Annotated in this window: 11 protein-coding genes and 1 pseudogene; 5 read left to right on the top strand and 7 right to left on the bottom strand. The window is 72.3% G+C overall.

Annotated features, from left to right (window positions below):
- Nucleotides 1-84: 84 nt before the first annotated feature.
- Nucleotides 85-156, bottom strand: a pseudogene (locus I2501_RS40685) (putative leader peptide); the annotation flags it as partial.
- A 270-nt stretch (nucleotides 157-426) separates the two neighbouring features.
- On the opposite strand from I2501_RS40685, the gene I2501_RS22940 reads away from it, so the two are divergent.
- Together I2501_RS22940 and rsgA are read left to right on the top strand one after the other, a co-directional pair.
- Nucleotides 427-1,617, top strand: coding sequence for a YihY/virulence factor BrkB family protein (locus I2501_RS22940; protein ID WP_196196063.1), 1,191 nt, complete (start codon nucleotides 427-429; stop codon nucleotides 1,615-1,617).
- A gap of 156 nt (nucleotides 1,618-1,773) precedes the next feature.
- Nucleotides 1,774-2,925 (top strand): ribosome small subunit-dependent GTPase A, encoded by a 1,152-nt coding sequence (gene rsgA / locus I2501_RS22935; protein ID WP_196196062.1) that lies wholly within the window; start codon nucleotides 1,774-1,776, stop codon nucleotides 2,923-2,925.
- On the opposite strand, the gene I2501_RS22930 is transcribed toward rsgA, so the two are convergent.
- Nucleotides 2,888-3,388, bottom strand: coding sequence for a rhodanese-like domain-containing protein (locus tag I2501_RS22930; RefSeq protein WP_196196061.1), 501 nt, complete (start codon nucleotides 3,386-3,388; stop codon nucleotides 2,888-2,890). The genes rsgA and I2501_RS22930 overlap by 38 nt on opposite strands.
- Nucleotides 3,389-3,615: 227 nt before the next feature.
- On the opposite strand from I2501_RS22930, the gene I2501_RS22925 reads away from it, so the two are divergent.
- Both I2501_RS22925 and I2501_RS22920 read left to right on the top strand, forming a co-directional pair.
- Complete coding sequence (locus tag I2501_RS22925) at nucleotides 3,616-5,196, top strand: DNA-3-methyladenine glycosylase 2 family protein (RefSeq protein ID WP_408022774.1); 1,581 nt, start codon at nucleotides 3,616-3,618, stop codon at nucleotides 5,194-5,196.
- Entirely contained in the window at nucleotides 5,196-5,672 is a 477-nt protein-coding gene (locus I2501_RS22920) for a methylated-DNA--[protein]-cysteine S-methyltransferase (RefSeq protein WP_196196060.1), read from the top strand. The genes I2501_RS22925 and I2501_RS22920 overlap by 1 nt, the downstream gene beginning before the upstream one ends.
- Here the strand turns inward: I2501_RS22920 and I2501_RS22915 are convergent, their stop codons facing one another.
- Nucleotides 5,673-6,170, bottom strand: a complete 498-nt coding sequence (locus I2501_RS22915; protein WP_196196059.1) for a MarR family winged helix-turn-helix transcriptional regulator — start codon at nucleotides 6,168-6,170, stop codon at nucleotides 5,673-5,675. It lies immediately after the preceding gene.
- A 94-nt stretch (nucleotides 6,171-6,264) separates the two neighbouring features.
- Nucleotides 6,265-7,257 carry a helix-turn-helix domain-containing protein gene (locus I2501_RS22910; protein ID WP_196196058.1) on the bottom strand — a complete coding sequence of 331 codons (993 nt, stop codon included), beginning with the start codon at nucleotides 7,255-7,257 and terminating at the stop codon, nucleotides 6,265-6,267.
- A gap of 273 nt (nucleotides 7,258-7,530) precedes the next feature.
- On the opposite strand from I2501_RS22910, the gene I2501_RS22905 reads away from it, so the two are divergent.
- Complete coding sequence (locus I2501_RS22905; protein WP_196196057.1) at nucleotides 7,531-9,177, top strand: hypothetical protein; 1,647 nt, start codon at nucleotides 7,531-7,533, stop codon at nucleotides 9,175-9,177.
- 67 nt (nucleotides 9,178-9,244) lie between these two features.
- Here I2501_RS22905 and I2501_RS22900 read toward each other — a convergent pair whose 3' ends face one another.
- The 3 genes from I2501_RS22900 to I2501_RS22890 all read right to left on the bottom strand — a co-directional run bounded on the left by I2501_RS22900 (nucleotide 9,245) and on the right by I2501_RS22890 (nucleotide 12,287).
- Nucleotides 9,245-10,438: a DUF4328 domain-containing protein gene (locus I2501_RS22900; RefSeq protein ID WP_196196056.1), complete on the bottom strand. Its 1,194-nt coding sequence runs from the start codon at nucleotides 10,436-10,438 to the stop codon at nucleotides 9,245-9,247.
- A gap of 127 nt (nucleotides 10,439-10,565) precedes the next feature.
- Nucleotides 10,566-11,219, bottom strand: coding sequence for a TetR/AcrR family transcriptional regulator (locus I2501_RS22895; RefSeq protein WP_196196055.1), 654 nt, complete (start codon nucleotides 11,217-11,219; stop codon nucleotides 10,566-10,568).
- Between the two features lie 3 nt (nucleotides 11,220-11,222).
- Nucleotides 11,223-12,287 carry an agmatine deiminase family protein gene (locus tag I2501_RS22890; protein WP_196196054.1) on the bottom strand — a complete coding sequence of 355 codons (1,065 nt, stop codon included), beginning with the start codon at nucleotides 12,285-12,287 and terminating at the stop codon, nucleotides 11,223-11,225.
- Nucleotides 12,288-12,444: the final 157 nt, after the last annotated feature.

Genomic DNA, 12,444 nt, shown 5'->3' with positions numbered 1-12,444 from the left:
GGTGACCAGGCCGGGGCCGACGCCTTCCGCACTGCGGCGGGCGGATCGTCGGGCGGGGGCTGTCCTCGGTGTGCGGCGGGGTGTTCAGGTCACCGGACAGATGGCGCTGGACATGCGGCAGAGATCGACGTGAAGTCGACCTACCAAGGCAGTTCCGGCACCAGACATGGCAAGAGCGTCGCATGCCGATCTTTCTGGCGTCCACCACTATCCATTATGTGGACTTTGGTGTCCTGAAAGCTGAGATTTGACTCGGGGCGTGGTGGCCCCGGGGTGTCGATCTGTCGTCGAGGGTGCCTAATCGACGATCTGCGAGACTGATCGTTCCAGCATGTGGACTTTTCGCCGCCTCCGTCACACCGGACCGGGCGGAGTACGCGTCGGCACCGCTCTGATCATGAGCGTCCGGGCCGATAGGTTGGACACGTGCAACCGGCAGGCGAATCCTCACCCAAGGCGCGGCATCGGGCCCGTGACACCCGGCGTGCCGGACGGCGACGCTCCGGCCCCTCCTATCGTGCCATCGCCTGGAAGCTGATCAAGGACACCACCTCCATCTGCATCGAGTACCGGGTCACCGGGCTCGCCGCCGAGGTCGCCTTCTTCACGCTGATGTCGGTGCCGCCGCTGCTGCTCTCCATCGCGGGAACGCTCGGCTACCTGAGCCAGAGCGTGATCGCCAAGCTGGAGGCGGACATCCTCCGCATCGCCGGGACCTTCCTGGCCCCGAGCTCCGTGCACCAGACGGTGATGCCGCTGCTCCACAGCGTCTTCAGCGGCGGGCGGCCCGACCTGATCTCGATCGGCTTCCTGCTGGCACTCTGGTCCGGGTCGCGGGCGCTCTACGTCTTCGTCGACACGGTCACGATCATGTACGGGCTGGAGGACCAGCGCGGGATCGTGCACACCCGACTGCTCTCGCTCGGCCTCTACGTGGTGGCGCTGCTCGCGGGGACGGTCATCGGGCCGGTGGTGATCGCCGGTCCGGACCAGCTGGTGCGCTGGTTCCCGGCGACGGCGGGGGTGGTGCACGCGCTCTACTGGCCGGGCGCGATCCTGCTCTCGGTCTGCTTCATGACCACGCTCTACCACGTTGCGGTGCCGGTTCGGACGGCGTGGAAGGAGGACGTGCCCGGAGCGATAGTGGCGCTGATCGTCTTCTTCGTCTGCAGCATCTTCCTGCGGCTCTACCTGGTCCACTCGGTCGAGGGCCCGACCGTCTACAGCTCGCTGGCCGCACCGATCGCGGTGCTGCTCTGGATCGGCGTGACCGCCCTCGCGGTGCTGATCGGCGCGGCCATGAACGCCGCCATCGACCAGATGTGGCCGACCCGCGAGACCGAGCAGGCCCGCGCCGCCGCCGAGCAGGCTCGCGAGGACGCGGCCCTCGAAGTGATACGGCGCGCCGAGGCGCGACGCACGGCCACCCGAAACCGCGCCGCCTACCCGCCCGCTCCGCCGGAGGAGGGCGGCGAACCCGAGGCGCCGGCCGAGTACCCGGAGCGGTGGGCGGACTTCCTGCCCCCGAGCGAGCTCAAGCGCCGCCTCCAGAGCAAGAGCCCGCCGCGTCGCCGCTACCCGTCGCCCTTCGACGACCAGCAGAACTCGAACGAGTGATCGGCGGCTAAATCGGTGGCGCCGCGCCCAGCGCGTCGCTAGCGTCGGGACGAGACCACAGAGGACTTCAAGAAGCCAGGGAGGTGAGGACGTTGATGACCATCGCGGACGCTTCGCAGCTCACCACCGACCTCACCCTTCGAAGGGCTTCTTCTCTTGTCCTCCATTCTTCAGGCCTCATACGCGTCGCACGACGCTGAGGCTCACCCCCTCGCCCGCTACGGCTGGGACGACGCCTGGCAGGCGGAGTTCGACGCTGCCGTGGGCGGCGAAACCGGACTGCTGCCCGGCCGCGTCGCCCGGGTCGACCGCGGGATGTGCGACGTGATCACCGCCGAGGGCGTGCTCCGCGCCGACACCGCGCTGGTCACCCCGCGCGACCCGGTCCGGATCGTCTGCACCGGCGACTGGGCCGTCGTCGCCCGCGGCCAGAGCGCGGTCGGCGACCTGGTGCGTTGCCTGCTGCCGCGTCGCAGCACGGTGATCCGCTCGGGTGCGTCCAAGCGCTCCGAGGGCCAGGTGCTGGCCGCCAATGTCGGCACCGTCGTGATCGCCGTCTCGCTCGCCGTCGAGCCCGACCTCGGCCGGATCGAGCGCTTCCTCACTCTCGCCTGGGAGAGCGGCGCCGTGCCGCTCGTCGTGCTCACCAAGGCGGACGCCGCGCCGGACGCCGAACAGATCAGGGACGACGTCGCGCGCGTCGCCCCCGGTGTGGACGTCCTGGTCGTCAGCGCCCTCACGGGCGCGGGCACGGCCGAGTTGGCCGCCCGGCTGGGCGGCACCACGGTGCTGCTCGGTCAGTCCGGTGTCGGCAAGTCGACGCTGGCCAACGCCCTCACCGGCGTCGACGCGATGGACGTCCGCGCGATCGGCGTCGACGGCAAGGGTCGGCACACCACCACGACCCGCGAGCTGCTGCCGCTGCCCGGCGGTGGCGTGCTGATCGACACCCCGGGTCTGCGCGGCGTCGGCGTGATGGACGCCGATGCGGGGTTGCAGCAGGTCTTCGCCGACATCGACGAGCTGGCCGGGGGCTGCCGCTTCGCCGACTGCGGTCATCTTGGCGAGCCCGGCTGCGCGGTCCAACAGGCTCTGGACGACGGTGAACTGAGTCACCGCCGACTGGAGAGCTACCGCAAGCTGCTGCGCGAGAACCGGTGGATGGCCTCCCGCACCGACGCCCGGGCGCGGGCCGAGCTGTCCCGAATCTGGCGGGAGCGCGGCAAGCTCGCCAAGGAGGCGCGGGAGGCCCGTGACCGGCGCGAGAAGGTCAGCAGGCGCAGGCAATCCCCGACTGCGGAGCGGTGAGCGGGTCGACCGGGTTGCGCACCAGCTCGCCGGAGCCCGTCGCACCCGCGCCGGACTCCGTGTCGAAGCCCTCGCGGACCCAGTACTCGTAGCCGCCGATCATCTCCTTGACCGCATAGCCGAGCCGGGCGAAGGCCAACGCAGCCCGGGTCGCCCCGTTGCAGCCCGGGCCCCAGCAGTAGGTGACGACCGTCGACGAGCGGTCCACCAGGGTCGGCGCCAGCTCGGCGATGCGGGCGGTCGGCAGGTGCAGGGCCCCCGGGAGGTGGCCCTGCGCCCAGGCCTCGTCGCTGCGGGAGTCGACCACGACGAGCCCCGGCACGCCGGCCTCCAGGTCGGCGTGCACGTCGGAGACGTCCGCCTCGAAGGCGAGGCGGGCGGCGTAGTGGGCCGCGGCGACGTCCGGCTCGGCGGCGGGGACACGCAGGACGGCACTGTCGTTCGGGACGGCAATGTCGGTCATCGTCGGATCGATCTCCTGTTCCAGCGGCCTGTCGGCCGCGTTCGCTGCGACGACCTGATCCTTTCGGGCTGGTCAGCCGCGGACGAGTGGCAAGAACGCCGATGAGCATCAAGATCCCGCCACCGCCTCGCCGGCCTGCTTTCGCCCGCCGGCGTTCGCCCGCCACTGCCGTGTCCGATTCCCGCCAGTCCGAGCGCCGCCGATGCCGCAGACTGGAAGACGTGATGATGGAAGAAGAGGCCTGCTACCGGGCGGTGAGCAGCAAGGACGCCCGACACGACGGCGTGTTCTACACGGCCGTATGGACCACCGGCATCTACTGCCGCCCCAGCTGCCCGGCCCGGACGCCGAAACGCGAGAACATCACCTTCTACCCGACCGCAGCCGCCGCCCAAGGCGCGGGATACCGCGCCTGCCGCCGCTGCCGCCCCGACGTTGCCCCCGGCTCGCCGGAGTGGAACCTCCGCGCCGACCTGGTCGGCCGGGCGATGCGGCTGATCGGCGACGGCGTCGTCGACCGCGAGGGCGTCGCCGGACTCGCTGCGCGCCTCGGCTACAGCGAGCGGCACCTCTCCCGGGAGCTGCACGCCGAACTCGGTGCAGGCCCGCTGGCGTTGGCCCGCACGCAGCGCGCCCAGACCGCGCGGCTGCTGCTGCAGACGACCGATCTGGGGGCCACCGAGGTCGCCTTCGCGGCCGGGTTCGCCAGCGTGCGGCAGTTCAACGACACCATCCGCGAGGTCTACGCGATGACGCCGACGGAGCTGCGCGCACGCCAGGGCCGCCGGACCACGGAGCGCGGCGTGATACCGCTGCGGCTGGCACACCGTCAGCCCTTCGACGCGGAGGCGATCTTCGACTTCCTCGCGCTGCGTGCGGTGCCCGGGGTGGAGGAGATCACCCACGGACCGCACGGCCGCAGCTACCGGCGCACGCTCGCGCTTCCCGGCGGCCCCGCCGTCGCCGAGGTGGACGAGCCCGACCGGCCGCAGGGCTGGCTCGACGCCCGCCTGCAGCTGACCAGTTTGCGCGACCTGACCATGGGCGTGCAGCGCCTGCGCGCGCTGTTCGACCTGGACGCCGACCCGGTCGCCGTCGCCGAGGTGCTCGGCGCGGACCGGCACCTCGCGCCGCTGGTCGCGAAGCGTCCCGGCCTGCGTTCGCCGGGCCACGTCGACCCGCACGAGCTGGCGGTGCGCGCGGTCCTCGGGCAGCAGGTCACCGTCGCGGCGGCGCGTACGCTCGCGGCCCGCCTGGCCGAGCGGTACGGCGTGCCGCTGCCGACCGCGAGCGGCGGCCTGACCAGGCTCTTCCCGAGCGTGGCCGCACTGGCCGACGCCGACCCGGCCGACCTGGCGATGCCCGCGGCCCGCCAACGCGCGCTGCGCGGACTGTGCGCGGCCCTCGCGGACGGCAGCGTCCGGCTCGACCCGGGCGTGGACCGCGACGAGGCAGGAGCGGCACTGCTCGCCCTCCCGGGCATCGGCCCGTGGACGGTCAGCTACATCCGGATGCGCGCACTCGCCGACCCCGACGCCTACCTGCCGACCGACATCGGCGTGCGTCACGGCCTGCGCGCGGCCGGTGGGGGTACCGACGACGCGGACGACGCCGATCCGGACGCCTGGCGTCCGTGGCGCTCCTACGCCGTCCACCACCTCTGGGCGGCTGCGGGCGAGGCACAGTCCGAGGCCCGGACCCGCACGAAGACTCCCCGCAGCGACGCGAACCGCACCAACGCGCACCGCGCAAACGCGCACCGCAGCGACGAGAATCGCACCAACACGAAGACAGGGACCTCGAAGTGATGACCCGCTACACGACCATGGACTCCCCGCTCGGCGTGCTGCAGCTGACCGCCGACGACGAGGGGCGGCTGACCTCCCTCTACGCCCCGACGCAGAAGGGCAAGGACGTCCGTCCCGACCCGGCATGGACCCCCGACCCCGAGAGCCTGGCGACGGCCGTCGCGCAGCTGGCCGAGTACTTCGCCGGTGACCGCAAGGAGTTCGATCTTCCCCTGGCGCCCGTCGGCACCGAGTTCCGGCAGCGCGTCTGGCAGGCGCTCGACGACATCCCCTACGGCGCGACGGTCACCTACAAGGAGTTGACCGCTGCCGCCGGGCTGCCGCCCACGTCAGTACGCGCGGTTGCGGGCGCGGTCGGCGCCAACCCGTTGCTGATCCTGCGCCCGTGCCACCGAGTGGTGGGCAGCGACGGGTCATTGACCGGATTCGCGGCCGGGCTCGAAGCCAAGCAGGCACTGCTCGCACTGGAGCAGTAGCTACTCGGGGCGGCCACCCTCGGGGCTACCCTCCGGGCCTTCGCCGAGCGCTGTCGCCAGCCGTTCCAGCCCGTCCAACGCGCCCAGTACCGCCGCGCTGTCCTCCGGGGTGAGCGCGGCGAGTGCCGTGGCCAGGCGTCGTTCGTGGGCGCGCTGCCAGTCGGCGAGTTGGCGGTGTCCGGCCTCCGTGAGCGCGATCCGCGCGGTGCGCCGGTCGCCCGGGTCGGCCTGCCGGTCGACGAAGCCGGCCTCCAGCATCTTGCCGACCAGCCCGCTGACCGTGTTGGGCGCCAGCCGTTGACGGGCGGCCAGTTCGCCCACCCGCAACGGCCCCATGGCCAGCGTCTGCAGGAGTTCGACCTGCGCCATCGGCAGGGACTCCCACGGGTACTCCGTGCGGATGCTGCTGCGCAGGGCGCGACGCAGCCGGGTGACCGCGTCGGTGAGGCGCTGGACCTGGCCGGGATCGACGACGTCCGGATCGGCGGGTTCTGGCATGGCGAGATCCTAACCGGCCGTCCGGGTCCGAGCGGCCAGTCAGGTGCCCCGGCAAGCGGGCCGGGCTGATCCGACGCGCGTTCTCACACAGGCCCTAGCGGGCGACCCAGCCCTTCTCGTAGGCCTGCCAGCCCAGCTGCATCCGCGTGGTCACGCCGGTCAGCACCATCAGTCGCTGCACCCGGCGTTGCACCGTGCGCAGGCCGAGGTCCAGTTGCTTGGCCACGCTGGCGTCGGTCAGCCCGGCCAGCAGCAGCGAGAGGATCTGCAGGTCCGTCTGGTCCGGCTGGTCGCCCTCGTCGTCGACGGGCAGTTGGCCGTCCGAGGAGAAGCGCACCGGAACCGCCTGCTGCCAGCAGAGTTCGAACAGTCCGATCAGCGCCTCAAGCAGTCCCGGGGCGCGGACCAGCAGCGCCGCCGGTTCGCCGGGCGAGCCGAGCGTGCGCAGCGGCACCATGGCCAGGGCGCGATCCGCGACGATCAGCTTGGTGGGCACGGTCTCGGCGATGCGCACCTGTTGGCCCCGGCCGAGCGCCAGCGCCATCTGCTCCATCACCTGGCCCTCGGCCAGCGTGTCCCGGGAGAGCACGGTCCGGTGCGTCACCCCGCGGGCGACCACCACGGACTCGACCACGTTCTCCTCCGGCCGCACCGCGACGGGGGCGTCGGTGACCAGGGCCATCAGCTCCTCCGCGGCCCCGAGTTGGATCTGCTCGAAGCGGTGCCGGACCGCCGAGACGCCGGAGACCACCTCGACCAGGTCGGCCACGCCGTTGGCCGCGCCGCCGGTACGCCGGTACTCGTCCGCCAGGGACTCCACCGCCCGCTCGGCCTCGTGCAGTTCGTGGCGGCGCTGGGACAGCGCGGGAGCGAGCGCGATGGTGGGGGGCGCGGCGACGTAGTGGTCACCGAGGGCGGCGGAGACGGCGGCCAGTCCGTTGGACTCCAGCCCGGCCAGCGCGTTCTGCACGAGCGGCAACGGAAGCGCGAGCCGTTCGGCGAGCGTGCCCGGCGTGGCCGCACCGAGCGCCAGCAGCGCTCGGTAGACGTGCTCGGCGCGCTCGTTCAGCCCGAAGAGTTCCAGCATGCGTGGGTCGCCTCTTCCCTTCCTCTCCTCCCCGTGCCACTACGTGATCATCATGCCTGTTTTGGGCGTGTGCGCGGTAGTCGAGGGGTAGTCGAAGAGCGGTCGAACGGAATGACAGTACGGAATGTCAGTCGGGTCGGGTGATTGTCCGGATACTTCCGTTCGGTTGCTCCGGACGTGGGCTGATTCGTCGGTTCCCGCATGGATCCGGTCGCCCGCATGGACAATGGCCTCGATCCCGGAGGCACTTCTGGCACCGGAGGGAGCGGCAGTATGACCGAGCGACGCGACCAGGGCGCGCCGAGCCCCACGGCTCAGGCGGAGGACGCCTGGTGGGCCGCCGTCTACGCACGCGACGCCGACACGCCGCAGCCGGCCCGCGTCGGGTCGGTCGACGACTGGTTCGCCTCGGCGCTCGGCGCGATGGGTGCGGCCGACGCGGACGCGGACACGGATGCTGAAGTCGATGCCGGTGTCTACGCCGATCCCGGTGTCTACGCCGACGCCGGGGCGCGCGACGCCGCCGACGCGCCGGAGGTGGGCGAGGACGCGCCGGTACCGGACGTCCCGGCGCCGCCGGACCTGCCCCCGATCCCCGATGTGCCGCAGATCCCCGACCTGCCCGACGTCGGGGACGTGCCGGACATCCCGGATGTGCCGGAGCAACCGGATCTGCCCGAAGGACCCGATCTCCCGGACGTCTCGCACGACGCGCGGGACAGGCAGGACGCGCACGACGCGCACGACGCACGGGACGTGCGTGACTGGGGGACCGTCCACGACGTGGAGGACGCGCACCCGCCGCGGAACCCCGATCCACGGGTGATCGCGCCGCGCGCCGAGCCCGACAGCGTGCCGGTGATGCCGCCCCGGCCACCCCTGCCGCGCTCCGAGCCCGACCCGTCCCAGCTGGCCGCTCCCGAGCCCGAGGCACCCGTCAACCCACCGTCGCCCGCGCCCGGTTCGGCGGCACGACCGGCAGCGCAGTCGGCGTCGACGCCGATCCGGCTGGCCAAGAAGCCCGAGCGTGCCACCGTCCCGACGCCGACGCTGCCCGACGGGATGGCCTCGCGTTGGGGGAGGAGCCGACCGGGCACGACCGCGCTGCCCGAGCCGGACTCGCTGCCCGAGGCGGACCCGGACGCGCTCGGCGCGGTGGTCCCGGACACGGCCCTGGAGCTGGCCCATCACGGCAGCATGACGCTGCGTGCGGCCAGCGCCCGCGGTGAGCGGGCCCGTGGGCTGGGGCTGCCGCGCACGGACCGGCTGTTGGTGGCGCGGTTCGGCCAGGGGGTCGGCGGACTGCTGGTGGCCGTGGTCGCCGGCGACCCGGGCGGCGGCGCTTCAGGGGACGGCGGCCCGGGGAACGCGCAGCAGGCGGCGCAGGCGCTGGCGGCGGCCGTCGGACGCAGCCGCGCGGGACTGCTGGCGGACCTGCGCGAGGGCGCCCAGGAGCAACTGCGCTACGGCCTCCAGCGACTGACCGCCCGTGCCGCGCGTGAGCTCGGCCCGGGCGGCGCGGTGCACGCGCTGATCGCACCGCTGGACCCGACGAACCGACTCCGCGCCGGTTTCGGCACCGGCCCCGGCGCGCTGCTGCTGCTCGGGGACGACGCCTGGTACGACGCCTACGCCGGGCGTCGCCTTGAGGCGGGCGAGGCGGAGGCCGAGGACGCGTCTGTGCGGCAGTCGGACGGCTTCAGGTTCCGCGCGGTGGTGCCGGAGCCCGGTGACGTGCTGTTGCTCTGCTCGGAGGGTCTGGCCGCTCCGCTGCGCACGGAGGCGGCGGTCGCCGGGCTGCTGGCCGAGCACTGGTCGCAACCGCACGCGCCGAGCGGCGTCGACTTCCTCCGCCAACTCCAGGCCCGCGCGCAGGGACACACGGCGGACCGCACGGCCGTGGCGGTCTGGCAGGACTGAACCCGTCGAACCCGACGAACTCGACGAACTCGACGAACTCGACGAACCGACGTGATCTGACTGTCTGTCAGGCCTCGGGCTTGCGGAACATCACGGTCGCGGTGTCCTGCTTGGGTGCGTCGACCGTGGGCTCGACTTCCTGCGCCACCGTGTCCTCCGGTGCGGCGTCTTGCGGCGTTGCGTCCTTGGGCACGGCGTCCTCGGGCACGGCGAGGAGCGGCGTCGTCGGACGGTCCACACGCACCGGCTCCGCCTGCGTCAGCGGCTCCGCCTGCGCGGGCTCCTTCTTCAGCTCCACGGCCGGTTCCGCCTGCGCCTGCGCCGGAGTCGCGGCCGGAACCGGAACCGCAGCCGGGGCCACGGCCTGCGCCGGGACGACCGGCGTGTACTGCGGAGCGGCGTACGCGCCCGCTTGCGGCATGCCCGACTCCGCGTAGGCGGCGTACGGCGCCTGCATCGGCGCGGCGTAGGGGTGGCCGAGGCCCGGGCCCTGGAGGATGCGGACCTGCTGCATCGAGGTCACCTTGCGGATCATCACCACGGCCAGCACGGTCGCCGCGATCGCGAACAGGTCGATCGTCCCGGTGAGCCCGTAGGTGACCACCAGGCGGGCGAGCGAGCCGTCGGCGGTCGCCCACGAGATGGCCGGGGTGACCCGCTCCATCCAGAACACCTGTGCCACGCAGAACGACAGCCACCACCACGTCACCAGGTAGGTGCGTGGACGGCGCATCGAGGGGACCTGCTCCAGCGGGACGGCGGCGCGCCAGATGCCGCCGGCCACGATGCGCGGCAGCACCAGGAAGGCGAGCGGGATGAACCAGCCGCCGACCGCCCAGCCGGTGCTGAGCGCCTGTCGCCCGGGGGCGAGGATCTCCGCCAGCCTGGCCGACTTGAAGAACCAGATGATGAAGACGACGCCTGCCGCGAGGTTCGCCAACATGGCCAGGAAGAGCAGCACGGACGAGGCGGCTTGGGTGGCGCTGATCGCGGAGACGTTGATCCCGTCGGTATCCAGGGCCGACTTGGCCACGGTGAACGACCAGATGTTGAGCCCGAACGACAGCAGCGCGAGCAGCCCGTTGACCACGATCAACACCTGTGCCGCGATGCCGATCCCGACGGGGGCGGTCGGCGCGATGAGCGTGGGCTGCGCGTAGTGGCCGCCGTAGGACTGGGGCGTGTGGCCCGCGATGTAGCCGCAGTTGGGGCAGCGACCCGCGAAGTCGAGCGTTGCGGCGGAACAGGTGGGGCAGAGCACGGGAGATCCCCCTGGATCGATCCGCGCTCGGGCGCGCGCGGCTGGCGGCTGCTGATGGTATTGGACGCGGGCTAGCCTCGTCCATGCGTTTGGGTCAAGCCCCCATACGTGGACGAATCATGACGGCTCAGCCGGAAACCGCAGTTCCGGGCTTCCGCAGCGAGTCCTTCGGCGGCGCGTCGTTCAGCAGTGAGTCCTTCAGCAGCGAGTCGCGGAGGAAGGCCTCGACGTGGCCGAGGGCCTCCGTGCGGCCGGAACCGGGCAGGCCGACGACCACCGAGGTGCCGAAGCCGTCCAGCAGCGCGCTCAGCAGCGCGGCGAACCGGTCGGGCTCGACCGGGCGGAACTCACCGGCGTCCGTGCCCGCCCGCAGCAGCGCGACCAGGTCCGCCCGCCAGGCCGCCTCGATCTCGGCCTGACCGGACCGGATCTCCTCGCTCGCCTGCGACCGGCCCCAGACCTCGATCCACAGCGTCCAGCGCGGATCGCCGGGACCGGTCGGCAGGTAGAGCGCACAGAAGTCACGCAGGCGCTCGGCGGCGTTGCCGTCCTCGGCGAGCACGGCGCTCCGTCGCTCTCCGAGCTGCGCCTCGCTCCAGCGCAGCGTCTCCAGCAGCAACTGGTCCTTGCTGCCGAAGTAGTAGAGCAGGTGGCCGCCGCTCATCCCGAGCTCCTTGCCGAGCCCGGCCATGGTCAACCCGGCCAGGCCCTGGGCGGCGATCGCCGTCATCGCTGCGGCGAACACCTCCTCCCGGGGCCTGGCCGGCCTGCGTGTGGCCATCCGTCAGGCCTTGGGCTGCTGCTGGGTGATGCAGTGGATGCCGCCGCCGTTGGCGAAGATCTCGCGGGCGTCGACGAGCTCGACCTTGCGCTCCGGGAAGATCCGGGCGAAGACCTCGGCCGCCGCCTGGTCGCGCGGGTCGTCGAAGGCGCAGAGCACCACGGCGCCGTTGCACAGGTAGTGGTTGATGTAGGAGTAGTCGACCGGCTCGCCGTCCTCCTCGAACAGGACGGTCGGCGCCTGCAGCTCGATGACCTCCAGCTGACGGCCCTTGGCGTCGGTCGAGGCGCGCAGCAGGGCCGCGATCTCCTTGGTGACCTCGTGGTCCGGGTGCGCCGGGTCCGGCTGGCTGTGCACGACCACGGTGCCCGGACGCAGGAACGCGGCGACGATGTCGATGTGGCCGCGGGTGCCGAAGCGCTGGTAGTCGCGGGTCAGACCGCGCGGCACCCAAATCGCCTTGGTGGTGCCGAGGAACGCGTGGATCTCCGCCTCGACCTGCTCGCGCGTCCAGTCGCTGTTGCGGCCCTCGCCCAGCTGCACGGTGTCGGTGAGCAGCACGGTGCCCTCGCCGTCGACGTGGATGCCGCCGCCCTCGTTGATCAGGCGCGACGCGAACCGCTGCACGCCAGTCAACTCGACGATGTGCTCGGCGATGTGCTGGTCGTTCTCCCAACTGGCCCAGTCCTGCGCGCCCCAGCCGTTGAAGATCCAGTCGGCGGCGGCGAGGGTGCCCTTGCCGTCGGTGAGGAAGGTCGGGCCGATGTCGCGCATCCACGCGTCGTCCAGCGGACGCTCGACGATCTCGACCTCGGGGGAGACGTAGCCGCGCGCGGCCTCGGTCTCACCGGTGTTGACGATGAGGGTGACCGGCTCGTAGCGGACGATCGTGTTGGCCACGTTCGCCCAGGCCTGACGGGCCAGGTGCAGCTCGTCGCCGACGAAGGTCTCGTTGGAGGTGGGGAAGGCCATCCAGGTGCGGTCGTGCGGCGCCCACTCGGCGGGCATGGCGAAACCGGCGGCGGCGGGCGTCTGCGCGGCGTCGGCCGCAGCGGGGTTGGACGTCATGAGGTGGGGCTCCTGAAGTGCTGGCTCGGGTCTACAGGAAGTAGAGGCGGCTGAGGGTGACGCTGTCGGCGGGGTGGCTGTGGAGGGGGTCTCCGTCGAGGGTGACGGTGCCGGTGGTGGGGTTGACGTCGACGGTGCCGAGGCGGTGGTTGCGGAG

Origin of the sequence: Streptacidiphilus fuscans, from assembly GCF_015690355.1 — a bacterium.
Taxonomy (GTDB): domain Bacteria; phylum Actinomycetota; class Actinomycetes; order Streptomycetales; family Streptomycetaceae; genus Streptacidiphilus; species Streptacidiphilus fuscans.
Note: the sequence above shows the minus strand (reverse complement) of the source record. Positions and strands in the feature narration are given on the sequence as shown.